Genomic DNA, 24,602 nt, shown 5'->3' with positions numbered 1-24,602 from the left:
GGCTGCCGGGTTTTTCTCAAACCAATCCGTAAGGATTAGAACGAACGCTGGAAGCGAACCATACCCTGCCAAGCATCGTCACCCTTAAGCGGCGAATACTTGTTGTCCCACTTGGTGTAGGAAACTTCTGGAGTGATGGTGAAGCCTGGAACCAGTTCGTAAGCGACGTTTGCAGTTGCTGCAAAGGTCTTTGCATCTTCGTAAGCGAGCTGAACGTTGAAGGTAGCCTTGTCGGTTGCCTTGAACTTCGCGCCGCCCCAAACAGCCCAATCGCCGCCCCATGTGCCGTAGAAGCTGTCGATGACGCGAACACCAACGAAGCTGCCGTCTGCACGCAGACCGCCAACATAGGTGTCGTCGTTCGACTTGTAGCCGCCCTGTACCCATACGGAGAACTGATCAGTTACGTTTACGTCGAGGCGAACCTTACCAGCCCACTCTTCGTTACGTGCGTCGTAAGCTGCAACAGCTGCAATCGAGCCCCAGCCCTGAGCGTATTTCAGGCCACCAACAACATGTGGTGTGTAGTCATCGATAACTACGTCAACGTCTGAGTCGCCATTGCCACCCTGTTCAAGAGCGATGATAGCCGAGAAGCCATTGCCGCCAGTGAAGGTGTAGCTGATTGCGTTGGTGCGGTAACCACCAGCGAGGATCACGTCGTCGTTGATGACGTCGCCGAGGTAACCAGGGAAGGTCACGAATGCGGATTCATCAAGACCAACGCGGAGACCGCCGAGCTGAATGTAGCCATAACGAAGAGTGCCGGTTGAGCCTGAATCTTCGCCATTTGCATACTGGAAACGGGTTTCAGCATAGGTCTTAAGTGTGCCGAGCTCTGTTTCCGAAGCAGTCGAGAAACGAAGCGAGAAGCGTGTCATGTAGTCATAAGTGTCACGCTTCTGATTCTTAACGCCATATGCGAAACCACCATCATCAAAAGCAACGCCGCCACGAGCGTAAACGTTATCGCCACCCTTGATGTCTGCACGAATGTAGCCGTGGATGCGCAGGCAGGTTTCGGTGCCTGGAATATAGAAGTAGCCAGCGCCGTATGCATCGCAAACGCGGACATATTCAACTGCTTCTGGCTCTGGAGCGACGATTGCGTCTGCTGCCTGAGCGCCGGAAGCTGCAACGAGAGCTGCAGCGGAGCCGAGGAGAAGGCTCTTGATGTTCATTTCTGACCTCCAGTCAAAGTTAAAAATGGGTCTGGGCATTCTGTTTTGGCTGAAGGACAACCTGTCCCCATCCCCTGATGAAAAAGTCGCCCCGAAGCGCTCCTTCTTCTGGATGTGAAGATACTCGCCAACTTTTTGAGTTCAACTACGAATGTAGCCACTCACCCCTTATTGCGTATGTATCAGTAGGTCCTGTTGCAGAAATGACACGAAATCACCCAGCTTCATCGAAGAAATTAGTAATTCATTTAAGTTTGTAAACACTTGTTAACCTGTCTTAACGATTGAAATGGCATGCTTTTCCGTCACATTGGCGGTAGCAGCAACGAATCCCTTTCTCGCGAGCGCCTTACGGCAGTCATTTATGTAGTATTTCCAAGAAGCTCTATATCTCAGGAAATTCGTAAGCGAATCTTATGCGGAAATGGCAACGCAACGCCGCTGGCACAGTCATTAATCGGAGGTAATTCATAGAGATTCATGGAGACCCTTATATAAAGTACAAAAAAATGCTGTGAAATTTGCCATAAGCTGCGCAATTCGCTTGAAATGATTAGAACTACCAGTTATCTGGCCTCTACCGGAGAGGTGGCCGAGAGGTCGAAGGCGCTCCCCTGCTAAGGGAGTAGACCCGCAAGGGTCTCGTGGGTTCGAATCCCATCCTCTCCTCCATTAACCCACCACAGAAATCAGTAAATGAACGCCCTTTAAAAGCTGAATTAAGCCTTTGAAATCCCTTTGTGGTTGACTTAAATTTTCTGACTTTTACGGCTTTAAAATCTTCTAAACCGTCAAGTAATTGAAATTATTTAATTTTACGACTTTTGGTCAGTTCTTGACTGGAGGTCAGAAATGAACATCAAGAGCCTTCTCCTCGGCTCCGCTGCAGCTCTCGTTGCAGCTACCGGCGCTCAGGCAGCAGACGCAATCGTCGCTCCAGAGCCAGAAGCAGTTGAATATGTCCGCGTTTGCGATGCATACGGCGCTGGCTACTTCTATATTCCAGGCACCGAAACCTGCCTGCGCATCCACGGCTACGTTCGTGCAGACATCAAGGGCGGCGATGACGTCTATTATCGCGGCGCTGGTGTATCTGCAGTTGAAGGCGGTGGCTTTAAGTTTACAGACAAGGGCAAGGATCGCGACACCTACAACTTCTTGTCGCGCTTCACACTGCGTACATCAACCGCTTCGGAAACCGAACTCGGCACGCTGAAGACCTACACGGAAACCCGCTTTAACTATCAAAATGGCGGTGATTCCGGCACTTCGCTCAACTTCGCCTACATTCAGCTCGGCGGCTTCCGTGTTGGTCTCGATGAATCTGCATTCCTGACTTTCACAGGTTACCTCGGTGATGTCATCAACGACGACGTAATCGCGGCTGGTGGTTATCGCACCAATGCAATCAGCTACACCTTCACGGGCGGCAATGGTTTCTCGGCTATCATCGCTCTTGAACAGGGTAACAAGGATGATGCCTTCCTCGACTATGGTATCATTGATGATTACACACCAAATGTTGTTGGTGGCCTGAAATACGCTCAGGGTTGGGGTTCGATCGCCGGTGCTGCTGCTTACGACGCACGCAACGAAGAATGGGCTGGTAAGGTTCGCCTCGACGTTAACGTAACTGACCAGTTCTCCGTATGGGTACAGGGCGGCTACAAGTCGAACAAAGACATCTATGCTCACTACGATGCGAGCGGTACAAGCATTGTGGTTGACGGCGGCAGCGAAACCCTTCGTGGCGTTCGTCTGACCAACAGCTTCTACGGCACCTGGGGTGGCGACTGGGCTGTTTGGGGTGGCGCGAAGTTCCAGGCTTCCGAAAAGGCTGCGATCAACGTACAGCTCGCTTACGAAGATGCAAAGACCTTTGCAGCGACAGCAAACGTAGCTTACCAGCTGGTTCCAGGCTTCACCATTACTCCAGAAGTTTCCTACACCAAGTGGGACGACAAGAAGTCGGTTCTTAAGGGCCAGGACGCTTGGCAGGGTATGGTTCGCTTCCAGCGCTCGTTCTAATTCGAATGCGATAAAATCGCCTGACGCCGATAAAGAACCTACGGCGTCAGGTTTTATTCTAACTGTTCACGAACGTAATCGATGTGCTTACGCGAAACGGGGATTTTGCGTGGGCGTGATTGTGTCAATACCAGAATGAAAGTGGGGGCTAACAGATCTTTTAGAGGATCATAATATGTCTCTGCTTAAAATTAGCTCGCTTATCTTGTGTTTTTTTAATTGTTTAATTATGTATGCTTCCCATAAAAAATATGGGGGCATGCTATGATCGTCGTTGGGGGCACGAAGGTCGATAGTGGTGATGTTTATTCGCCAATCGTCGATTATAATCTCGAATATACATCCATCAGAAGCCAGAAGCACAGAATTGTCGAACAATTCACTCTGGCAGAGCTGTCTGGTAAGTATATCAACATTCTCTGGGATGATGGGTCACACAAGTATAATGTGAAGTCTTTTCTCGGTGAGATTGATGAAATCTTGAAAGGCATGCGTTTTTCTGGATTTGATCAAGCGATGCTCGACTCTGTCATTGGTTCGCTTCGTGAGCGCGGTAACAGCAATGCAACCATCAATCGTAAGATGGCTGCATTAAGCAAGCTGCTGCGGAAGGCGCACAAAATGGGGGATATCTACAGCCTGCCGGAATTTGTTCGGCAGAAAGAGCGAGCAGGACGCATTCGCTTCCTCGAATATGAAGAGGAAAAGCGGCTTTTTGCAGCGATTAAGTCGCGTTGCGAAGATAGTTACCGTCTTTCAATTTTCCTGGTCGATACTGGCTGTCGCCTTGGCGAAGCTATTGGTTTGACGTGGAATGACATTCAGGAACATCGTACCACTTTTTGGCTAACCAAATCTAACAGGAGCCGCACGGTTCCGCTCACGAAACGAGCAAAAAAAGCAACCGCCATTGCGCATGGACGCCTAAAAGGCCCCTTCTCAATGCTCAATCAGGTTCGCTTCCGCCAGATTTGGAACGAAGCCAAAATCGAAGTTGGCCTTGGCACAGATGATCAAGTCGTTCCGCATATTCTGCGTCATACCTGTGCATCGCGTTTGGTCCGCGGCGGAATTGATATTCGTCGTGTGCAGATGTGGCTCGGTCATCAAACTTTGCAGATGACGATGCGCTATGCTCATCTTGCTACACACGATCTTGATTCCTGCGTTAAAGTTCTCGAGATTCGTTGATACAAGACAATTGAATTGTAATGGGCTTCGCGAATATACGCGAAATTTGCTGTTAAATTTTTTCAATGCGTACTTGCCTGCGTCATCAACACGCATGAACGCGAAAAACAGGATCTTTTATTAAGGGGCACAATTACAAATTAATCGGCAGCGATCACAAGAATTCTGCAATCTTAGGACAGCCCGAGCCTAGCTCTCCGTCAAATAACTTCGCGGTGATGTTTCTTAAGCTAGCGATATGGTGAAAGCTGGCGCAACTTGCTATGCATCTGAGTTATCTTACATCGGGCGCAGATGTGCAAACCTGTTTCATTAACCGCTTAAGCCAAGCAAGTTTGCCACTTCGGTCCCATCAGACACATTGACCGGAAGCATAATGACATCGCCTCGTCTCACACCACTTGTTGAACGCCTTCCCTCCACCGTTCCTTTTGTCGGCCCGGAAACTCTCGAGTTGCAGCGGGGAAAACCTTTCATCGCGCGAATCGGTGCGAACGAAAGCAGCTTTGGCCCTGCCCCTTCCGTCATCGACGCGATGAAGCAGGAGGCGTCTGAAGTTTGGAAATATGGCGACCCGGAGAATTATGCTCTTCGCCACGCGATCGCCGCGCATCATGGTGTGAAGCCGGAAAACATTATGCCCGGCGCAGGCGTCGATGCACTGCTGGGTCTGGTTGTCCGTCAATATGTCCAGGAAGGCGACAAAGTAATCAATTCACTTGGCGGCTATCCGACATTTAACTATCACGTTTCAGGTTTTGGCGGCACTTTGCTAACTGTGCCTTACAATCAGGACAGGCCTGATCTCGATGCACTGATCGAGAAAGCGAAGCAGGAAAATCCAGCACTGCTTTATATCGCAAACCCCGACAATCCGATGGGTACGTGGCATGAAGGTTCGGATATTCAGTCATTCATTGAGCAAATACCTGAAACCACAATGCTTATACTTGATGAGGCTTATTGTGAGACCGGCCCTGCTTCTGCATTTCCGCCATTTGAACTGGATCGGCCAAACGTTCTTCGGATGCGCACTTTCTCAAAGGCTTACGGGCTTGCGGGCATTCGCGTTGGTTACGTCGTCGGTAACGAAACCGCAATTAGCGCCTTCAACAAAATCCGCGATCATTTTGCTGTTAACCGAATTGCACAAGCGGCCGCCATCGCGGCACTAAAAGATCAAGTTTATCTGAACGACGTTGTGGAGAAAATCCACGCGGGTCGTGAACGCATTGCAAAAATCGCAGTCAAACACGGGCTGAAACCAATACCATCGGCCACCAATTTCGTGACAGTTGATTGCGGTCACGATGGCGCTTTTGCAACCGCTATCCTGAATGGCTTGATTGAACGGGACGTTTTCATTCGCAAGCCCGGAGCGCCAGTTCTTGACCGCTGCATTCGGGTGAGTGTTGGCGTGAGTGAGCAATTGGATATGTTTGAAGCAGCTCTTCCAGACGCAATCCTCGATGCGCAAAAAAGCCTGTAGCCAATTTAAAAATATTCTAGCTCGCGTTCTGCCCAATTGCGGAGATCATTATGTCAAACCAACTCAACGCTCAGGTTCGTAATCCGGTGTTTGGTACACTTGCTGGACTGTGTGGCGCACTGGCTATTGCTGCGTATGCAGGAGCCGCGCATGGTGGTGAAAACCACTTGAGTGCTATTGCACCACTCTTGCTTGGCCATGCCCCTGCCCTCCTGGTCCTGTCATTGATTGTTCCCAATAGCCGCGTGGCAAGTATGGGTGGCGCCATACTCATCGCGGGACTGGCACTGTTTTGCGGAGATCTCTTCATGCGCGACATGGCCGGAAGCAGGTTGTTTCCAATGGCTGCACCGACAGGCGGCAGCCTAATGATTCTCGGCTGGCTTATTGTTGGCGTTAGTAGCTGGTTCAAGCGGCGTTGATTGCCCTAAAAGCGCCTTAACAAAAAAGGCCTTGCAGATTTGCAAGGCCTCTTCTCTAAAACGGTGTAAGTTCAAACCGACTTATAAGCCGTCCCAGATCTGGTTTATGAATTGCCTTTCAGGCGTGCATTGCAAAGGCTGTAATAACCGCCGCCCTTCTGTACCCATTTAAGGCCACCAAGCGCATTTGCGTCTTTCGCAGCATGATACTGTTCAAGGCAAGTATGCATACGAGCCTTACCCGGTGACTCGCTGGAGAACTTGGCAGACACAGCAGTGGGGAACTTGATGCCCTTCGGTGCCGCAACAGTGGGAGCGGCTGGCTCCGAATTACCATCTGTACTTAGTGCTACAGCATCCGCACCCGGACCACATTCAGCCTTACGAAAATCATTCCATTTTGCGCCACCATCGATGCCCGCATCTTTGGCAGCCTGATATTTCGTGCTGCACTGCTTCATTGTCAGTCCTTTGGCAGTATCAGCAGCAGCTGGAGCTGCAGCATTTTTGGCAGGCGCAGCAGCCTTCTTTGCTGGAGCGGCAGGCGCTGCCGCAGCATCATCTCCGCATTGTGTCTTACGGAAGTCGTTCCACTTAACATTGCCAAGCGTCCCGGCATCCTTGGCCGACTGATACTTTGCGCTACATTCTTTCATGGTCAGCGCACTGGCCTGCGTTGAAAAAGCAAAGGCAGATGCGCCCAGAATGAATGTGGTCCCAGCCAAAGCTGCAATGGTACGAATAGACATCTTGTCGCTCCCTGTCGGATACGGACTATTGTTTACGATACTTGTTAGTTGACTATCGCTCGACGCGACCATTCAAAACCTCGGGTCCTTTTCACCCGTCTTCAAACCCTTCCGAAATTCACATTCGACATCAATGTTGATACTCGGCAAGTTGACTGTCAATCACTCAATTAATATTACCATTGTCTACAATACAAAAATTCTAAACGTCATTCTTCGCGCGTTACAACGGCTTATTGAACATAAGTAAACATACAGTAATTATTATTGGTTGTCTCAATATTATTGCAACAGAGTTAAAATCAGGAATTCGTCACCATGTTTAAGAGAGTAATGATATTTGGCGGCGCTGGTTCAGGAAAGTCCACTCTGGCCCGTTCTCTTGGAAAAATAACTGACCTCCCGGTCGTTCACATCGACACAATTTACTGGCTACCTAATTGGACAATGCGCCCACGCGAAGAAATAGGGCGTTTGACCACGGAAATTGCAAATCGAGATGAATGGATCTTTGAAGGAAACCATAGTGAAACTATGGCTTATCGCGCGGAACGTGCTGATATGCTCATCTTTTTGGATATTTCGACACCGAGACGCCTCTGGCGAATTCTCACCCGAACATTTCGCTATTTCGGAAAGTCACGCCCCGACATGGCCGAAGGATGCAAAGAACGCTTTGACTGGGAGTTTCTCAAATTCGCAGCAAACTATCGCAACAATGGCCGCATTCGTGCACTCACTTTTATGGAAAAGGCGCCGTCGCATCTTTCGAAGTACCAGTTGCGCAGTCCGGCAGAGGTGAAACAATTTCTTGCTAAAACCGAATACGAAATAATCCAAAATAATTCGAAGACATAAGCGCGATAAAATCGAAAAAAGGCACGTAAAATAACAATATTGCTAGCAGTGCAGCAACATTCGACAGATGCTATATTGAGTGTGTCTCCCAAGACGTGACGCTGGTCATTGGCATTCTGACGATCAAATCAGCGAAAATATATGCAGATAAATGCCGGACTTCGATCTGGTCATTTCATCAATTCGTCCAATTTTCCGCAGCTTTGGAGTTGATCGTGTCAAATAGTGTCTCCCCACTTGTCGATGCTACCAGCCTAATGACGCCGGATCGTCATCGTCTTTATGAAGATGCGATTGCAATGCTCATTGGTACCTCATTCATCGCATTGGGCATAACCCTTTACAGCCAAGCCACACTGATGACTGGCAGCACGGCTGGTATTGCGTTGCTTATTCAATATGCAACAGGCATTAGCTTTGGCGCGCTCTATTTTGTGATCAACCTGCCGTTTTATTATTTTGCAGCGAAACGGATGGGCTGGGCGTTTACCGTCAGAACATTTATCGCAGTTGCTCTGATGTCGCTCTTCGCCAAAGTGATACCTATGTGCGTTGATTTCAGTTCAATCAATCCGCTGTTTGCTGCACTCATGGGGGGCACGCTCATGGGGATGGGCGTTCTTGCCCTTTTTCGCCACCGATCTGGTGTCGGCGGTGTAAACATTCTGGCGCTTTATTTGCAGGATGCCTATGGCATTCGTGCTGGCTGGTTCCAGCTAGCGCTTGACGTTATTATTATGCTCGGTTCCCTGTTCTTTATTCCCTGGGAGAATATGCTGTTATCGCTGGCGGGCGCGGTGGCTATGAATGCCATTATTGCCATCAATCATAAGCCGGGCCGCTATCTTGGCATAAGTTAAACAAAAGCCGCCTCAAAAGGCGGCTTTTGTTTAAACTTTCAACGATCTCAGTGCGCAGTCATCCATTCGCGTGCACTGCGCAGGGCTGCGGCAAGTTCTGTCTTGCTCATGGTTGCAGCAACCTGATTACGCATACGTTCAGCCTTCTGATTGCCACGGATTGCAGCAATATTAAGCCATTTATGTGCTTCGACCACATCAATCTCACAGTCCCGGCCAACGGCATATTTCAATCCCATTTCCAGTAGAATACGATCTTGAGAACCTGTTTTGCTCTGCTGTGTGACGCTCTGAAACTGTGTCATTTTCTTTGTCCCTGTTAAATCCCGAGAACCGTCCGCTCTTTGTTTCTGAGACTGGCTTTTACCGTCCCCGAACTGTCGGATCTGTCGTTCCGTTCATGATGCTGAGATTACCCAACAGAGTTAAAATGCGCGTTAAACCAGATGCTTAACAACGCGACAACAAAATCCCAACAAGGAGTAAACTTGGGAATTTGTTAAACATCCAAGCTCAATGAATTGCAGCATTTTTCCAAAATGGCAGATTTTTCATCCACAGCGCTTAGAAACCAGATGATAACCATGGTGCAGATTGGCTTCGTTTAGGACGTGGCTAGCAACGAATATAACAGCTTCAATTATACCTCTTTCGCTCTGCTCCAAATTCAATTACGTTTACGTTTGCGTAAGTTTTCCGCAAGGCAACGTGCCTTGCCGCATTTTGGGAGGAATGCATGATCCGTAATTTTATGATGGGACTAACTGCTGCCGTTGCTCTGACGGCAACCCTCGCTGTACCAGCCTTTGCTGATGAAGCCATTGTCGGCACGTGGAAGCGGCCGAACGGCACGATCATCAGTTATGCGGCCTGTGGTGGTGGCAAATATTGCGGCACGGTTCAAACCGGCGAATATAAGGGCAAATCGATAGGCTCTATGTCAGGCAAGGACGGCAGCTATAAAGGCGAGGTCAACAAGCTCGACGAAGGCAAGACCTATACGGGCAAAGCCAGCGTCAAAGGCAACACGCTTTCGCTCTCTGGCTGTGTAATGGGCGGATTAATCTGCAAAAGCGAAAGCCTCACGAGGCAGTAAGTCTAAAACTAAAAAGGCGGCTTCTCAGCCGCCTTTTTTGATTACCTGGCTTTCTGGCCAAATAGCACTTTCTGCTCTTCTTCCTTATTAGCCGAAGCCATTGCGCGTTCGCGCTCTTCTTTGCCAACCACAAGACCACGCTGCACGGCGGGTCGTGCGTTCATGGTCTCATGCCAGCGCTTGAGGTTTGGGAAATCTTCCAGCTTCTGATCAAAATTCTTGTAAGCGTTGATCCAACCAATGCTCGCCATATCAGCGATGGAATATTCGCCCGCGATATAGTCTTTGCCTTCAAGCTGGCGATTGAGAACGCCATAAAGACGGTTGACCTCATTGGTATAGCGATCAATCCCGTACTGCACTTTTTCTGGTGCATAAATGTGGAAATGTCCTGCCTGACCCGACATTGGCCCAAGTCCACCCATCTGCCACATCAGCCATTCATCAACTGCAACGCGCTTGCGTTCATCTGATGGATAGAACTTGCCAAATTTGCGTCCGAGATATTGAAGAATTGCACCCGATTCAAAGACCGAAATCGGCGCGCCGCCCGGACCTTCCGGATCAACAATAGCAGGCATGCGATTGTTCGGTGCGATTTTGAGGAAATCCGGCTGGAACTGATCGCCTTTGCCGATATTTACATATTTGACTTCATAAGGAACACCCAGTTCCTCGAGCATAATGCTCACCTTGAAGCCATTCGGTGTCGGCCAATAGTAAAGTTCAATCGGTTTTGTCTGCTCGGCCATGGGTCGTTAACTCCCTCTTTCTTGGCTTTGTCGGTAACTCCGATGCAAGCTAACATAAGCGCCGTGAATTGCGGCACAAGAGCGAACCGATCAAGTTCATGCGACATCAATATTTTTGAACGCCACATGAATGCAGCACTCAGGAGTGGTTCAGCCAACAAACCTTACAGTCATGCCCTATAATGGAAGATCGAGTATTTGGGGGAAGAATGCTGCTAAGACGCACGACCATCGTATTCATGATGATCGCTGGCTTTGCGATTGTCGCGGGGCTATTTGTTGATCGGAAACAACATGTTTATCGAGATCAGCCAATCATCGGAGATGTCACCGTAATGCATCTCGGAAACAGTCACGCGAAAGCACACATCTGAAGAATGGGTGAAACCTGCGACACAAGTAATCTCATTTAAACAGAGACATGCGCGTGTCATTGATTTTGTTATACTGGGTCATGACACAACGAATCGAACAGCCATTTCTCACCGAGATTAAAACGCCTCCTTTTATGGAGCCGCAAGTTTTTGCCGATGCAGGCGCGGCAGTTGTCGCGCTTCGCAAGCTTTATGATCGCAATACCGCGTTTCTCCGCACAGCCTTTGAACAGTTGGCGAAGGGAGAAGTCCGACCTCAGCGATATCGCGCTTTTTACCCCGAAATTTGTCTGTCGACATCGAGCTTTGCTCATGTCGATACACGTCTGGCGTTTGGCCATGTGACCATGCCGGGCGATTATTCGGCAACCATCACGCGACCTGATTTGTTTGAACATTATCTTAACGAACAAATTCGCCTGCTGATGCGCAATCATGGGGTGACAGTCACCGTTCGGGAATCAGCAACGCCAATTCCGATCCATTTCGCCTTCATGGAGGGCACTTATGTTGAAGCATCGGTTGCCAATGCCTTCACGCATCCGATGCGCGATCTCTTCGACGTGCCGGATCTGGCCGCAACAGACGACAAGATCGTCAACGCCGATTTTGATCCAATTCCCGGCGAGCCGATGCCGCTTGCACCTTTCACGGCGCAACGCGTTGACTATTCGCTACACAGGCTTGCGCATTACACAGCGACAAGTCCGAAGCATTTCCAAAACTTCGTGCTGTTTACGAACTATCAGTTCTATATGGATGAATTCTGCGCCTATGCACGCAAGCTGATGGCAGATGGCGGCGGCGGGTATGACAGCTTTGTCGAGCCGGGCAATGCGATCACGCTTGCAGGTGAAACCGCTCCAAGCACGGGCATCGCATTGCAACGCATGCCGCAAATGCCGGCCTATCATCTGCAACGCAAAGATCATTCTGGCATCACCATGATTAACATTGGCGTTGGCCCGTCCAATGCAAAGACGATTACCGATCATGTTGCCGTGCTTCGCCCGCATGCATGGCTGATGCTGGGACATTGTGCTGGTCTGCGCAACAGTCAGGAGCTTGGCGATTACGTTCTTGCTCACGCTTACATGCGTGAAGACCACGTTCTCGATGATGATCTTCCGGTCTGGGTGCCCTTGCCCGCATTGGCAGAAATTCAAGTTGCCCTAGAAGAAGCGGTTGAAGAAGTCACCGGCCTTGAAGGCTATGATCTTAAGCGGATCATGCGAACCGGCACAGTTGCGACGATTGATAATCGCAACTGGGAACTGCGCGACCAGCGCGGCCCTGTTCAGCGCCTTTCTCAGGCACGGGCAGTAGCACTTGATATGGAGTCAGCGACAATTGCGGCCAATGGCTTCCGCTTTCGCGTTCCCTACGGCACTCTGCTCTGTGTTTCCGACAAGCCGTTGCACGGCGAGCTAAAACTACCCGGCATGGCGACCGAGTTCTATAAGCGGCAAGTCGCGCAGCATCTACAAATTGGTATTCGTGCGATGGAAAAAATCGCTGCCATGCCAGATGAACGACTGCATTCACGCAAGCTTAGAAGCTTCTACGAAACTGCGTTCCAGTAAGTCACAAGATGCCGAAGGCAATGCTTTCGGCATCATCATCGCGCCGCAATCAGCCGCTACTCGCCAATCATGTCAAAACGCCGCGAAACTTTTGCCTTTACTCTGCTGATCATTGCCCTTCTGGTATCCGTGCCGCTTGTGCTCGGATTTCTCGGATCTGCACATCCGGCGTTCGATTCGTTTGCCCATTTCCGGTCCCATCTCGCTATCCTGATGGGAGTGCTGGCGCTGCCGCTTTTGTTCACAGCAATGCGACGTGAAGGTGCGATGATCCTGCTGTTTGCGATCCTTGCTTTCAGCACAACACTTGGTGCCGCACGCAATCTGCTGGATGGCTCATCAGCAGCGCAGGCAAATGTGCCAACTGGCGGGGCACGTTATAGTCTTGTGCAAATCAATCTGCGCTATAACAATCCTGAACCCAAACGCGTCTTGCAAATGATAGCGCAGGAAAAGCCCGACGTCATCGCTTATCAGGAAGCGGGTTCAAACTGGGCGATGTGGATCAATATTCTCAAGGGAACCTACACTTATCACTTTGAATGCCGCATCAGCGGCAACACCATGAGCGTGGGTATTTTATCCCGGCGTCCGTTCAGTGAAGGCAGTGCGCAGGCATGCCTTGGCGACAGTCGCCTTGCCATGACTTCCATTGATTTCAGCGGCACGCCAGTCAATGTTGCATCCTATCATGCTGTGCTTCCATGGCCGTATGCTCAGGCAGCAATCATCGATAAGATGGTGCCGGAATTGCAGAAATTCGACGGCCCTTCCATTATTGCTGGCGATTTCAACGCAACACCATGGAGCAATGCAGTTCACCGCATAGAAAAGGCTTCCGGTACAAAAGCAATGACCGGCATTGGCGGAACATGGGTGCCGCAAAGCCTGCCCGTGACACTCGCGCCATTTGTAGGGCTAGCAATCGACCAAATTCTCGTCAGTCCTGATATTGCAGCACCAGTCGCAGCGACACGCGGCGAAACGGGTTCTGATCACCTGCCTGTCAGGCTTGAGTTTTCGGTCCCTATGCCTGTGAGGCCCAACACAGAAGAGCCTGAAATTCAGTCTGTGATGCTTCACTAAAAAAGGCGGTCTAAACCGCCTTTTTTATTTACATGTTTACATACACTGGCCCCTCTCCGCCTTGTGGCGGAACCCAGTTGATATTCTGGTTCGGGTCTTTGATATCGCAAGTTTTGCAATGCACGCAGTTCTGCGCATTGATCACAAAACGTACATCCTTAGCTTGCGGATCAGCAGCAGAATTGCCGTCTGCATCCACCCATTCATAAACCCCTGCAGGGCAATAGCGTGTCGACGGACCCGCAAAAACATCATGCTCTGATGTCTGTTGCAGCTTCATATCGGCGACCTGCAAATGCACTGGCTCGTTTTCGTCGTGATTGGTATTCGACAAGAACACCGACGACAGGCGATCAAAAGTCAGAACGCCATCTGGCTTTGGATAGCTAATCTTCTTGTGCTTTGCAGCAGGCTCAAGGCTCTGTGCATCGGTCTTACCATGCTTCAGCGTACCAAAAAATGAGAAGCCAAACAGCTGGTTGGTCCACATATCAAGACCGCCAAGCGCGACACCAACAACCGTCCCGAGCTTCGACCAGAGCGGTTTAACGTTGCGGACCATCTTGAGGTCTTTACCAATGGCACTATCGCGCCAGCTGTTCTCAATCTCAATCGGCTCATCATTGGCGCGACCAGCGGCCAATGCGTCTGCAATCTTGTCGGCAGCAAGAATGCCCGACAGAACCGCATTATGGCTGCCTTTAATACGCGGAACATTGACGAAGCCAGCCGAACAGCCGATCAGCGCCCCACCCGGAAAGGACAGCTTCGGCACGGACTGGAATCCGCCTTCGGTAATTGCACGTGCGCCATAAGACAAGCGCTTGCCACCTTCAAACGTATCGCGGATAGCCGGATGCGTCTTAAAGCGCTGGAATTCCTCAAATGGTGACAGGTATGGATTCTTATAGTTGAGGTGCAGCACAAAGCCGACCGCAACCATATTGTCTTCAAGATGATACAGAAATGTACCGCCGCCGGTTTTCATATCCAGCGGCCAGCCGAAAGAATGCTGCACCAGACCCGGCTTATGCTTGGATGGATGAACCTGCCAGAGTTCCTTGAGACCAATACCAAACTTGGCCGGCTCTCGACCTTCATCAAGCTTGAACTTGGCAATCAGTTCCTTAGCAAGTGAGCCACGCGCGCCTTCGCCAATCAGAACATATTTGCCAAGCAGTGCCATGCCCCGCGTATAGTTCGGACCATGCGTGCCATCGCGCTCGACGCCCATATCGCCAGTCGCAACACCGATGACAGCACCTTCATCATTATAAAGCACTTCTGTCGCAGCAAAGCCCGGATAGATTTCTACGCCAAGCTCTTCGGCCTTTGTGCCAAGCCAGCGGCAGACATTCCCAAGCGAGACAATATAATTGCCATGATTGTTCATCAGCGGTGGCATTGCGAAGTTCGGCAAACGCACAGAACCGGCAGGGCCGAGCAGCAGAAAGTGATCCGCCGTCACGGGCGTTTTGAAGGGATGTCCCTCTTCTTCGCGCCACCCCGGCAGAAGCTGGTCAATACCACTTGGATCAACAACAGCACCCGACAGAATATGCGCGCCGACTTCCCCGCCCTTTTCAAGAACAACAACCGAAAGCTCCGGATTGATTTGTTTGAAGCGAATAGCCGCAGCAAGGCCAGCAGGGCCTGCGCCAACAATCACAACATCAAATTCCATGCTCTCGCGTTCGGGAAGCTCAACCACTTCAGACATTCGTGCCTCCGTCAAATTTACATTTTCCCCTCACTATTTCAGCGCGGGCAATGCATCCAGTTGTTTTTGCTCATGAACCTATCGCAATTGTCGATAACCACCGACAATGACTAGTCCGTTCCCATATTGGACCTACCCTCTCGCAGAGTTAGGGACTGTCGCATATGCGTCCAATTGTCCAAAAATTCTGCGAATTCAGTAATATAATATTTACCTTAACGTAAACGTCAAATATTTTCTCTCTGAAATTTGGAATTGAGCTATTCTGCCGCAACAGGCTTTTTACGTGGAGACAATCACTTTAAAGCGGAAAGCTGCGACACGCTCTTGCATTCAGCGTCAAAATTCGTCACCTCATTTCATGAGGTATGCGAATGAATAACGATCATGAATTGCTGGATATGGAAGGCTTGCTGCGCTTTTATGCGGAAGCGGGTATCGACATGCCACTTTCAGAAACACCAATTGATCGTTTTGCTGCACCGGCACCCACGATGGCGCGTGAACAAAATGCGCCTGCACCTGCGGCGCAGAGTTCACGATCAGAGCGCGCGCAACAGCCACGCGCCGTAATAACACCCTCCCCATCCAGCCGACCTGTTCAGGCTGCGTCAGATGTTCCGGACAATACCCAGATAGAGCTTGCACGTGCCGCCGCAGCGCGAGCCAATTCATTGGAAGAACTGCGCGAGGCACTCGCCGCTTTTGACGGTTGCAATCTTAAATCAACCGCTAAGAACCTGTGCTTTGCAGATGGCGATCCATCGTCAGACATCATGTTTATTGGTGAAGCACCAGGGCGAGATGATGACATGGAAGGGCTACCTTTTATGGGCAAGCCCGGACAGCTTCTCAACCGCATGATTGAAGCTATCGGCTTTAAACGCGAAAACGTTTACATCGCCAATACAATCGCCTGGAGGCCGCCGGGCAATAGAGCGCCGACACCGCTTGAAACAGAACTTTGCCGTCCCTTCATCGAGCGACAAATTGAACTTGCTTCGCCGAAAGTGCTTGTTACGCTTGGCGGCCCTGCGAGTAAAACGCTGACGGGATCGTCAGAAACTATTTTGCGTCTGCGTGGTAACTGGAACATCCACCGGACCGCTTTGGGCGCAGAAATTGCTGTTATGCCAACGCTGCATCCCGAATATCTCTTACGCATGCCTGCTCAGAAGCGATTTGCATGGCGCGATTTTCTTGCCGTTAAAATGAAACTAACCGAACTTCACGATTGATCTTCTTTGATTTCAATGGCATCGGCAGCAACACTGTCACCAACATGCCGTAAACATACGATAGTTGGCCATTGGATTTTTAGTGGAGTTAACTATGGCCGGTCAGCTTTTGCCTATTGCAGCACTGCTAGCAAGCACATTTTTGATGCTGCTTGCGGGTGGACTTGCCGGTATTCTACTGCCTATTCGTGGCGGTCTTGAAGGCTGGTCAACAACCACAATCGGCTGGATGGGCACAAGCTACGCACTGGCTTTTACCATTGGCTGTATTGTCATTCCGCATTTGGTCAAACGCGTAGGACATGTACGCGTTTTTTCGGCTCTGCTGACATTGCTTTCAATTGCATTATTACTGCATTCGCTCATCGTTAGCCCTTATGCATGGATGATATTTCGCGGCATTGCCGGGTTTTCGTTGGCTGGCTCTTATATGATCATCGAGAGTTGGTTGAATGAGCGCGTCACGAATGAAACGCGCGGTCGCGTTTTCTCGATCTATATGATCATTACGATGCTTGGCCTGATGTGCGGGCAATATATTCTGCCATTCGGCGACGCCACAACGCAGGCACTCTTCATCATCTGTGCAATTATTTACGCCAGCGCCTTATTGCCGACGGCACTGTCAAGTGCACAGTCACCCAATCCGCTCACGCAGGTTAGGCTGGACCTTAAAGGCCTTTATCGTCGCTCACCTGCGGCGGCTGTTGGATCACTCATTGCCGGTATTGTAGCTGGCACCTGGAGCTTCCTTGCTGCGATTTATGGGGGAATGAACGGACTTTCGACATTCGGCATCGCGACCATGCTCGCCTGCGCAATGATCGGCGGTGTCATTTTCCAATATCCGCTGGGGCGTGCTTCAGATGTCGTGGACCGTCGTTATGTGATGGTGATAGCGGGTGCGATCGGCTTCATCATATCGATGATTATGATCCTTGTTCACCCGACGTCTGCTTACGCGCTTTATGCAATGATGTTCCTATTTGGCTCGGTCATCTATCCGATCTATAGCCTCAATGTCGCTCATGCGAATGACTATGCCGATGCCAGTGAATTTGTGAAGGTCTCGAGCGGGCTGCTTATCATCTACGGTGCGGGCAGCGTTATCGGCCCTGCACTGTCTGGTCCGCTTATGGATCTCCTGGGAGCATCCGGGTTTTTTGTGACTATGGCGGTCGCGTACGCGGTCTATGGACTGCATGCGCTTTGGCGTATCCGTCGATATGAACGACCAGCGGTTAGTGATCAAAAAACAGAGTTCAAAATCTATACCCCTGACGGGCAGCCCACACCGGAAACCATGCAGCTTGACCCGCGATCAGAAACAACGCCCGGTCAGGCTTAAAAATCACTGGGTTTGCTGTGGTGTATTGGTCTTGTGGGGAGCAATCGCCAACTGATGCTCACGATAGATGATGTAGCCACCAGCGCTCATAACAATGACACTGCCTAGCAACATCTCCAGTGTTGGAACATCGCCAAAAAAGAAAAAACCAATCCCAAGGCCAAGCAGCATTGAGGTATATTCAAACGGCGCAATGGTGCTCATTGGCGCATGACGATAACACTCGGTCAAAAGAATTTGCGCCACGCCTCCGGCAACACCTGCTGCAATAAGCATTGCGAATTGCGGCCCGTTTGGCATAACCCAGCCAAGCGGAATACTGGCCAGCGAAATGACGGTTGCCGAAATCGAAAAATAAATAACAACGGTCGATGTTTTTTCGGTCTGAACAAGGCGACGCACAAGCATCATTGCAAAGGCGGCCATAATTGCCCCGCCGAGTGCTGCAAGAGCGCCCAGCGCCTCATTGCGACCAACCTGCCCTTCTGCAAACAGGGTCATACGAGGCCATATGATGATTAGAACACCAAAAAGGCCGATCACCACAGCACTCCAGCGATACATTCTAACAACTTCATGCAAAATGACGGCGCCCAACACCACTGCAATCAACGGTGACGCATAATTGATAGCGATTGCTTCAGGCAAAGGCAGCTTGGTCAAAGCATAAAAGCTCAATGTCATAGCTCCAACACCCACCATTCCGCGCCAGAAATGGCTGAAACCGTGCCGCGTTTGGAAAATGCCCGATAACTGCCCACGTATCGAAAAATAAACGAGGATTGCTAACACCGCGAAAAATGAGCGGAAAAAGATCAGTTGCCCAAGGGGAATTCCGTCTGCGGCTTTAAGCAGCGTCGACATGCCGACAAACACTGCAACCGAAGCAACTTTGAGGCTGATGCCCAGCATTGGATTGTTCTGAAGCAGATCAGGCTCAGTCGTTTCACTGGACTGAGCATTTGCGGAGGCCGCGTCCGGAAGGGACTTCACAACGCAATTCCTTAAACGGGGGATGGGAGACTAGGCGGGATATGAACTTCAACATTTAACCCTTAGGCTTGTTCGCTATAAAGTGCCAGCGTGCAAAGTATGTTGCTCATAAAAAATGCTCAGCAAATTTGGATTTCTTGTCGTTTGCTAAAAAGCCGGATACGACTCGTGCATCAGAGTGATCACAAAGAAGAGTTTCGCAATGCGTACTGAAACCGGCCAGACATTCCGCCTCGAAGATTATCGCCCAACCCCTTACGCTATTCCAGAAACGAAACTCGACTTCACGCTTGAGCCCAAAAAGACCATTGTCCGTGCGCAACTCGTTGTCGAGCGCCGCGAAGGAACAATTGCAGGCACGCCGCTTATCCTTGATGGTGATGAACTGAAGCTGGTCAGCATTCGCCTTGATGGCGAGGCTCTCAGCAATAACAGCTACTCAGTGACACCAGACAAACTGGAAATCACGGACCTGCCAGAGGCTGAACGCTTTACACTGGAAATCGTTACAGAGGTTAATCCGACCACCAATCGTCAGCTTTCAGGCCTTTATCGCTCAAGCAATGTCTATTGCACACAATGCGAAGCTGAAGGCTTTCGGCGTATTACCTATTATTACGACCGCCCAGATGTGCTCTCCGTCTATACGGTCAGGCTCAACGCCGAAAAAGCAGCAGCACCAATATTGCTGGCAAACGGCAATCCTGTTGAGCAAGGCGTGGTTTCAGACAATCCTGATAGGCATTTTGCAATTTGGCATGACCCGCATCCAAAGCCGTCCTATCTGTTCGCGCTCGTTGCAGGCTCGCTTGATGTGGTGACTGACAATTTCACGACACAGTCCGGCCGCGTGGTCGATCTCGCTATCTATGTTGAGCATGGAAAAAAAGAACGCGCCCTCTATGCCATGGATGCACTGAAACGTTCGATGCGCTGGGATGAGGAGAAGTTCGGTCGCGAATACGATCTGGATGTTTTCAATATCGTTGCGGTTTCCGATTTCAATATGGGTGCCATGGAAAACAAGGGCCTGAATGTCTTTAACGACAAATATGTGCTGGCCGATCCCGAAACCGCGACGGACGTCGATTATGCAGGGATCGAAGCGGTCATTGCGCATGAATACTTCCACAACTGGACCGGCAATCGCATCACCTGCCGCGACTGGTTCCAGCTTTGTCTTAAGGAAGGCCTGACCGTTTATCGTGACCATGAGTTTTCGGCGGATGAGCGTTCTCGTCCTGTGAAGCGCATTGCCGAGGTAAAAATTCTCAAAGCGCAACAGTTTCCGGAAGACAGCGGTCCGCTCTCGCATCCTGTGCGCCCGCGCGAATATAGCGAGATCAACAACTTCTACACGGCAACTGTTTATGAAAAAGGCTCTGAAGTGGTGCGGATGATCCGCACCATCATTGGGCCAGATCTTTTCCGCAAAGGCATGGATCTTTATTTCGAGCGTCACGACGGCGATGCGGCGACAATCGAAGACTTTATCAAAGTCTTTGCCGATGTTTCAGGACAGGACTTTTCACAGTTCGCGCTCTGGTATGATCAGTCAGGGACGCCGAAGGTTGAGACAAGTTTCGATTTTGATGCTGCAAACGAAACTTACACCATCAATTTCGCACAATCACTTGCCCCTACTCCCGGTCAGCCAGTGAAGAAGCCAATGCATATCCCTGTGGCCTTTGGTCTTTTGGGTTCTGACGGCAAGGATATAGAAGCTTCGTCTGTGGAAGGGGGCGAGGTACATGACGGCGTTATCCATCTGCATAGCGCAACCGAAACTATAATCTTCAAAGGCATTAAGGAACGCCCTGTCCCGTCGCTGCTGCGTGGTTTCTCTGCGCCAATTAATCTGGTCTCCCCGCTTACGGCAGAAGATCGGGCCTTTCTCGCGCTCAATGACAGTGACCCGGTTGCGCGCTGGCAGGCGCTCACCGTCATTTTCACACAGGCGCTGCTTGAAGGTGCAAAACGCATTCGTGGCGGACATGCACCTGAAACGGACGAGACGATTATTGCGCTTGCCGGTAACATCGCCTCGGACGAAACGCTTGATGCCGCCTTTCGCGCCCTATGCCTGACCTTGCCCACCGAAAGCGATATTGCGCGCGAAATGGGCGAAAATGTTGATCCAGACGCTATCTTTGCAAGCCGCGACTATTTGATTGCGGCAATCGGAACGGCTTACGCGAAGGAATTTGCGGCACTTTATACCGGCCTGCAACAAGACGGTGCTTTCTCCCCTGATGCTCAATCGGCAGGCAAACGAGCTCTGCGCAATGTGCTGCTCGATTATCTCAGCCGTCATGAAAACAGCCCAGCACGCGCAGCACAGCAATTTGCGCATAGTGACAACATGACTGACCGGGCCGCGGCACTCAGCGTGCTGGTGCATCGCTTCGGTGACAGCCATGAAGCGCTCGACGCGCTTGCCTCATTTGAGAAGCGTTTCGGCAATGATGGTCTGGTCATGGACAAGTGGTTTATCGTGCAGGCAACGCGTCCGGGTGAGAAAGCGCTTGAAGCCGTTCGTACACTGACAAAAGACAAACTGCTTTCGTTCGACAATCCAAACCGCGTGCGTGCATTGATCGGTGCTTTTTCAGCCAGCAACCCAACCGGATTTAATCGCAAAGATGGCGCTGCTTATGATTTCTTTGCCGATATTGTTCTGGCAATTGATCCTGAGAACCCGCAGCTTGCGGCCCGTCTTCTGACGGCCTTGCGGTCATGGCGTTCGCTGGAGGGCACACGTCGTGAACATGCACGCGCCGCTCTTGCTCGCATTTCCGGCACGCAAAAGCTCTCAACAGATCTGCGCGACATCGTAGATCGAACGCTGGCTTAATTTTCGAATCAGATAGCTGATTGATGATTCGCTAAACTTAGCTACGCAAGTGGTTAGGTTTAGCGTCCTTCGTAGTATTGAAGCATAACCGCATAAATCCTGAAAACATTGACAGCTTTCATGAGTCTTTTCAGAGTGTTAGCGACGTCAATTATAAAGATGATTCTACTTAACGCTCTGAGATAAAAAGGAAATCTATGCACCGTAATGCGCTTTTTTACGCCTCGTTAACGAATTCACTGGACAGCGCGAATCACTTTTGATTCATTAGAAGCGTTCGGGAATAGTGGGTTCCGAAACATTTCGAGCAGAGATTTTGTTTTTGTACAGTTCCGGGCGGACGGCGCGTCTTGCGCATTTCTAGAACTGTTTTGATACACCAGAGGGGCCATAAAATGGCGAGCACCGACGCGTATAGCGCGACGGCGGAGAGCAAGCGCGCCTCCGGCGGTAAGCGAAAGAAAGGCAGGTTGTCAGGTCATGCCAAGCTTCTCGCAGGCCCTGCTTATGGAAAATTTATTGCCGTGGAGCCCGCACTGCGCCGTCTTGTTCCTGCCCTTATTATCGTTTTTCTCGTCATACTCGGTGTGGCGCGTGTTTTCTCAATGCTATCATGGCGCGAGGACATTGAATTACAGCACAAAGCTGCTCTGTCTGCTGCGACGGCTAATCTCGCGCAAATGATTGAGCGCGCGGCCAATGGCACACAGGCTGGCGCGCAAATGTCGCCCAAAGATCTTGATAATACGATTGCAGAGTTTCGTTCGCGCGGGCTTTCATCCAGCGGAATGACAGTCGCTCTGGTCAATGACGATTCCGTCATTGTCACCGCATCCGGTCCTGCAACAGATATTGTTGGTAAGCGCGCCGATGATGTCTTCAGCGACATTCAACCGCTCTTCATGTTTGCAGAGCGTGCAGGCGTGCTCACAATCGTAATGAATGGCGAAGTTGCTTTCGGTACGGTTTCAAAGCCGATTACAGTTCCCTATGCGATTATTGCAGCAGAACCTGAAAGCACGATATTTGCCGAATGGAAGCGTGCGGTTTCTCTCAACGTGACACTGTTTGCCGGCACCACCGGCGTGATGTTTGCCATTCTCTACGCCTATTTCAGTCAGGCTGCGCGGGCGCGTGAAGCAGATGATCTTTCCGGCCAAATTCAGCGCCGAATCGATATGGCACTCGCGCGTGGTCGTGGCGGTCTGTGGGACTGGGATATGGCACGCGGACGCATTTATTGGTCGCGCTCCATGTATGAAATGCTCGGCTATGAAGCGCAGGATGCAGTTCTCGCTTTTGGCGACGTGTCGGCAATCATCAACCCCGAAGACGGCGATCTTTACTCGATTGCTGAACAAGCAGCGGCTGGTGACATCTCCCACGTAGATCGCGTTTTCCGAATGCGCCACGCCGACGGCTCATGGGTCTGGATGCGGGTTCGTGCTGAGATTGCTGCAGAGAACGAACTCCATCTTGTCGGCATTGCGTTTGACGTCAGCGAACAACATCGCTTCGCACAGCAGACGGCAGAAGCCGATATGCGTATCCGCGAAGCCATCGAAAACATCTCTGAAGCTTTCGTGCTCTGGGATGCCAATAATCGTTTGGTCATGGCGAACTCCAAATTCAGCGAATATGCTGGTCTGCCAGTCTGGACGCTGAAGCCCGGCGTGCCCCGCAATGAAGTGGACGCGCATACCCGCCCGTTTAGCTTTGAGCGCCGGATGGCGAATGAGCATAACCGCGCAGGCGGTCAGACCTTTGAGCGTCAGCTGAGCGATGGTCGCTGGCTGCAGGTTAACGAACGCCGCACGCAAGACGGTGGCCTCGTTTCGATTGCGACAGACATTACGCAGATCAAGCAGCATCAGGAGCGTCTGGTGGATAGCGAACGACGCCTGATGGCTACCATTCACGATCTGTCGATTGCGCGTAAAGGCGAGCGTGACCGTGTGCGTGAGCTATCAGAACTCGCGCGCAAATATGGTCAGGAGAAAGAGCGCGCCGAGGCTGCAAACCGTTCGAAGTCTGAATTCCTCGCCAACATGTCTCATGAGCTGCGCACACCGCTCAATGCGATCATCGGCTTCTCGGAAATGATTCAGGCTGGCACATTCGGCCCACTCGGTTCAGATCGCTATGAGGAATACATCAACGACATCCACACCAGCGGTAACTTCCTGCTCAACGTTATCAATGACATTCTCGATATGTCGAAGATCGAAGCCGGTCACTTTTCACTTGATCGCGAAGAAATTGATCTCTGCCCGCTCATCAATGAAACCGTGCGGATGATCTCGCTACAGGCTGATGAGAAGAATATAACTGTCGAAACGCGGATTGAAGATGCCATGCAGCTCAATGCCGACCGCCGTGCGGTTAAGCAGGTGCTGATCAATCTTCTGTCCAATGCGGTGAAGTTCACTTCGCATAACGGGCATATCACTGTGCGCGCCCGCAAGACTGGTTCGGCTCTGTTTATGACCATTCAGGATACCGGCGTTGGCATTCCAAAGTCAGCGCTAAAGAAAATCGGCCAGCCATTCGAGCAGGTGGAAAACCAGTTCACCAAGACACATAGTGGCTCGGGTCTTGGCCTTGCGATTACTCGTTCGCTCGCAGAACTGCATGGCGGCTGGCTGCGTATTCGCTCAACCGAGGGGGTTGGCACAGTCGTTGCAGTCTGCATTCCAGACCGCAAGCAATGGGCAGCAACCATTCCCGGCACAGCGATTCACGCTGCCTGATTAGAGCATGTCGTTATCGGAAAACCGGCT

Annotated in this window: 20 protein-coding genes and 1 tRNA gene; 15 read left to right on the top strand and 6 right to left on the bottom strand. The window is 50.8% G+C overall.

Going from position 1 to position 24,602, the window contains the following annotated elements:
* Window positions 1-35 precede the first annotated feature (35 nt).
* On the bottom strand, window positions 36-1,181 hold the full coding sequence (locus tag RI570_RS09725; protein ID WP_313828221.1) for a porin: 1,146 nt from the start codon (window positions 1,179-1,181) through the stop codon (window positions 36-38).
* 582 nt (window positions 1,182-1,763) lie between these two features.
* Between RI570_RS09725 and RI570_RS09720 the strand changes: the two genes are divergently transcribed.
* The 5 genes from RI570_RS09720 to RI570_RS09700 all read left to right on the top strand — a co-directional run bounded on the left by RI570_RS09720 (window position 1,764) and on the right by RI570_RS09700 (window position 6,311).
* A tRNA-Ser gene (locus RI570_RS09720) sits at window positions 1,764-1,853 on the top strand.
* A 180-nt stretch (window positions 1,854-2,033) separates the two neighbouring features.
* Window positions 2,034-3,209 carry a porin gene (locus RI570_RS09715; RefSeq protein ID WP_313828220.1) on the top strand — a complete coding sequence of 392 codons (1,176 nt, stop codon included), beginning with the start codon at window positions 2,034-2,036 and terminating at the stop codon, window positions 3,207-3,209.
* A gap of 264 nt (window positions 3,210-3,473) precedes the next feature.
* Window positions 3,474-4,400 (top strand): site-specific integrase, encoded by a 927-nt coding sequence (locus tag RI570_RS09710; protein WP_313828219.1) that lies wholly within the window; start codon window positions 3,474-3,476, stop codon window positions 4,398-4,400.
* Between the two features lie 376 nt (window positions 4,401-4,776).
* Complete coding sequence (locus RI570_RS09705; protein WP_313828218.1) at window positions 4,777-5,889, top strand: pyridoxal phosphate-dependent aminotransferase; 1,113 nt, start codon at window positions 4,777-4,779, stop codon at window positions 5,887-5,889.
* Between the two features lie 50 nt (window positions 5,890-5,939).
* A complete protein-coding gene (locus RI570_RS09700; protein WP_313828217.1) occupies window positions 5,940-6,311 on the top strand; it encodes a DUF423 domain-containing protein in 372 nt (123 codons plus the stop codon).
* Window positions 6,312-6,415: 104 nt separating this feature from the next.
* Here RI570_RS09700 and RI570_RS09695 read toward each other — a convergent pair whose 3' ends face one another.
* On the bottom strand, window positions 6,416-7,060 hold the full coding sequence (locus RI570_RS09695) for an antifreeze protein (protein ID WP_313828216.1): 645 nt from the start codon (window positions 7,058-7,060) through the stop codon (window positions 6,416-6,418).
* 318 nt (window positions 7,061-7,378) lie between these two features.
* Between RI570_RS09695 and RI570_RS09690 the strand changes: the two genes are divergently transcribed.
* Window positions 7,379-7,918 carry a DNA topology modulation protein FlaR gene (locus RI570_RS09690; protein WP_313828215.1) on the top strand — a complete coding sequence of 180 codons (540 nt, stop codon included), beginning with the start codon at window positions 7,379-7,381 and terminating at the stop codon, window positions 7,916-7,918.
* A gap of 257 nt (window positions 7,919-8,175) precedes the next feature.
* A complete protein-coding gene (locus RI570_RS09685; protein WP_313828615.1) occupies window positions 8,176-8,778 on the top strand; it encodes a YitT family protein in 603 nt (200 codons plus the stop codon).
* A gap of 47 nt (window positions 8,779-8,825) precedes the next feature.
* On the opposite strand, the gene RI570_RS09680 is transcribed toward RI570_RS09685, so the two are convergent.
* The gene (locus RI570_RS09680; protein WP_310010641.1) at window positions 8,826-9,083 is read right to left on the bottom strand and encodes a sel1 repeat family protein; all 258 of its coding nucleotides are present in this window, start codon (window positions 9,081-9,083) and stop codon (window positions 8,826-8,828) included.
* A 446-nt stretch (window positions 9,084-9,529) separates the two neighbouring features.
* On the opposite strand from RI570_RS09680, the gene RI570_RS09675 reads away from it, so the two are divergent.
* Entirely contained in the window at window positions 9,530-9,874 is a 345-nt protein-coding gene (locus RI570_RS09675; protein ID WP_404989607.1) for a DUF2147 domain-containing protein, read from the top strand.
* A 41-nt stretch (window positions 9,875-9,915) separates the two neighbouring features.
* Here the strand turns inward: RI570_RS09675 and RI570_RS09670 are convergent, their stop codons facing one another.
* Window positions 9,916-10,626 (bottom strand): glutathione binding-like protein, encoded by a 711-nt coding sequence (locus tag RI570_RS09670; protein WP_313828214.1) that lies wholly within the window; start codon window positions 10,624-10,626, stop codon window positions 9,916-9,918.
* 209 nt (window positions 10,627-10,835) lie between these two features.
* On the opposite strand from RI570_RS09670, the gene RI570_RS09665 reads away from it, so the two are divergent.
* From RI570_RS09665 to RI570_RS09655, 3 genes are all read left to right on the top strand, one after another.
* A complete protein-coding gene (locus RI570_RS09665) occupies window positions 10,836-11,000 on the top strand; it encodes a hypothetical protein (RefSeq protein ID WP_313828213.1) in 165 nt (54 codons plus the stop codon).
* 80 nt (window positions 11,001-11,080) lie between these two features.
* A complete protein-coding gene (locus RI570_RS09660; protein WP_313828212.1) occupies window positions 11,081-12,583 on the top strand; it encodes an AMP nucleosidase in 1,503 nt (500 codons plus the stop codon).
* Between the two features lie 69 nt (window positions 12,584-12,652).
* Window positions 12,653-13,669, top strand: coding sequence for an endonuclease/exonuclease/phosphatase family protein (locus tag RI570_RS09655; RefSeq protein ID WP_313828211.1), 1,017 nt, complete (start codon window positions 12,653-12,655; stop codon window positions 13,667-13,669).
* 28 nt (window positions 13,670-13,697) lie between these two features.
* On the opposite strand, the gene RI570_RS09650 is transcribed toward RI570_RS09655, so the two are convergent.
* Window positions 13,698-15,389, bottom strand: coding sequence for an electron transfer flavoprotein-ubiquinone oxidoreductase (locus RI570_RS09650; RefSeq protein ID WP_313828210.1), 1,692 nt, complete (start codon window positions 15,387-15,389; stop codon window positions 13,698-13,700).
* Between the two features lie 374 nt (window positions 15,390-15,763).
* Here RI570_RS09650 and RI570_RS09645 point away from each other — a divergent pair, with 374 nt between their 5' ends.
* Both RI570_RS09645 and RI570_RS09640 read left to right on the top strand, forming a co-directional pair.
* Window positions 15,764-16,627 (top strand): uracil-DNA glycosylase, encoded by an 864-nt coding sequence (locus RI570_RS09645; RefSeq protein ID WP_313828209.1) that lies wholly within the window; start codon window positions 15,764-15,766, stop codon window positions 16,625-16,627.
* Window positions 16,628-16,721: 94 nt separating this feature from the next.
* On the top strand, window positions 16,722-17,975 hold the full coding sequence (locus tag RI570_RS09640; RefSeq protein WP_313828208.1) for an MFS transporter: 1,254 nt from the start codon (window positions 16,722-16,724) through the stop codon (window positions 17,973-17,975).
* Window positions 17,976-17,978: 3 nt separating this feature from the next.
* On the opposite strand, the gene RI570_RS09635 is transcribed toward RI570_RS09640, so the two are convergent.
* Window positions 17,979-18,887, bottom strand: a complete 909-nt coding sequence (locus RI570_RS09635; protein ID WP_313828614.1) for a DMT family transporter — start codon at window positions 18,885-18,887, stop codon at window positions 17,979-17,981.
* Between the two features lie 283 nt (window positions 18,888-19,170).
* On the opposite strand from RI570_RS09635, the gene pepN reads away from it, so the two are divergent.
* Both pepN and RI570_RS09625 read left to right on the top strand, forming a co-directional pair.
* Window positions 19,171-21,822, top strand: coding sequence for an aminopeptidase N (pepN, locus tag RI570_RS09630; protein WP_313828207.1), 2,652 nt, complete (start codon window positions 19,171-19,173; stop codon window positions 21,820-21,822).
* A gap of 395 nt (window positions 21,823-22,217) precedes the next feature.
* Window positions 22,218-24,572, top strand: a complete 2,355-nt coding sequence (locus RI570_RS09625) for a PAS domain-containing sensor histidine kinase (RefSeq protein WP_313828205.1) — start codon at window positions 22,218-22,220, stop codon at window positions 24,570-24,572.
* Window positions 24,573-24,602 lie beyond the last annotated feature (30 nt).

This window comes from Brucella pseudogrignonensis, from assembly GCF_032190615.1.
Classification (GTDB): Bacteria; Pseudomonadota; Alphaproteobacteria; order Rhizobiales; family Rhizobiaceae; genus Brucella; species Brucella pseudogrignonensis_B.
This window is presented reverse-complemented; position numbering and strand designations above follow the sequence as displayed.

What these genes read in the sequence shown, in the direction of transcription:
- RI570_RS09725 (WP_313828221.1), bottom strand. Translation starts at nt 1,181, where the DNA reads ATGAACATCAAGAGCCTTCTCCTCGGCTCCGCTGCAGCTCTCGTTGCA.
- RI570_RS09715 (WP_313828220.1), top strand. Translation starts at nt 2,034, where the DNA reads ATGAACATCAAGAGCCTTCTCCTCGGCTCCGCTGCAGCTCTCGTTGCA.
- RI570_RS09710 (WP_313828219.1), top strand. Translation starts at nt 3,474, where the DNA reads ATGATCGTCGTTGGGGGCACGAAGGTCGATAGTGGTGATGTTTATTCG.
- RI570_RS09705 (WP_313828218.1), top strand. Translation starts at nt 4,777, where the DNA reads ATGACATCGCCTCGTCTCACACCACTTGTTGAACGCCTTCCCTCCACC.
- RI570_RS09700 (WP_313828217.1), top strand. Translation starts at nt 5,940, where the DNA reads ATGTCAAACCAACTCAACGCTCAGGTTCGTAATCCGGTGTTTGGTACA.
- RI570_RS09695 (WP_313828216.1), bottom strand. Translation starts at nt 7,060, where the DNA reads ATGTCTATTCGTACCATTGCAGCTTTGGCTGGGACCACATTCATTCTG.
- RI570_RS09690 (WP_313828215.1), top strand. Translation starts at nt 7,379, where the DNA reads ATGTTTAAGAGAGTAATGATATTTGGCGGCGCTGGTTCAGGAAAGTCC.
- RI570_RS09685 (WP_313828615.1), top strand. Translation starts at nt 8,176, where the DNA reads ATGACGCCGGATCGTCATCGTCTTTATGAAGATGCGATTGCAATGCTC.
- RI570_RS09680 (WP_310010641.1), bottom strand. Translation starts at nt 9,083, where the DNA reads ATGACACAGTTTCAGAGCGTCACACAGCAGAGCAAAACAGGTTCTCAA.
- RI570_RS09675 (WP_404989607.1), top strand. Translation starts at nt 9,530, where the DNA reads ATGATGGGACTAACTGCTGCCGTTGCTCTGACGGCAACCCTCGCTGTA.
- RI570_RS09670 (WP_313828214.1), bottom strand. Translation starts at nt 10,626, where the DNA reads ATGGCCGAGCAGACAAAACCGATTGAACTTTACTATTGGCCGACACCG.
- RI570_RS09665 (WP_313828213.1), top strand. Translation starts at nt 10,836, where the DNA reads ATGCTGCTAAGACGCACGACCATCGTATTCATGATGATCGCTGGCTTT.
- RI570_RS09660 (WP_313828212.1), top strand. Translation starts at nt 11,081, where the DNA reads ATGACACAACGAATCGAACAGCCATTTCTCACCGAGATTAAAACGCCT.
- RI570_RS09655 (WP_313828211.1), top strand. Translation starts at nt 12,653, where the DNA reads ATGTCAAAACGCCGCGAAACTTTTGCCTTTACTCTGCTGATCATTGCC.
- RI570_RS09650 (WP_313828210.1), bottom strand. Translation starts at nt 15,389, where the DNA reads ATGTCTGAAGTGGTTGAGCTTCCCGAACGCGAGAGCATGGAATTTGAT.
- RI570_RS09645 (WP_313828209.1), top strand. Translation starts at nt 15,764, where the DNA reads ATGAATAACGATCATGAATTGCTGGATATGGAAGGCTTGCTGCGCTTT.
- RI570_RS09640 (WP_313828208.1), top strand. Translation starts at nt 16,722, where the DNA reads ATGGCCGGTCAGCTTTTGCCTATTGCAGCACTGCTAGCAAGCACATTT.
- RI570_RS09635 (WP_313828614.1), bottom strand. Translation starts at nt 18,887, where the DNA reads ATGCTGGGCATCAGCCTCAAAGTTGCTTCGGTTGCAGTGTTTGTCGGC.
- pepN (WP_313828207.1), top strand. Translation starts at nt 19,171, where the DNA reads ATGCGTACTGAAACCGGCCAGACATTCCGCCTCGAAGATTATCGCCCA.
- RI570_RS09625 (WP_313828205.1), top strand. Translation starts at nt 22,218, where the DNA reads ATGGCGAGCACCGACGCGTATAGCGCGACGGCGGAGAGCAAGCGCGCC.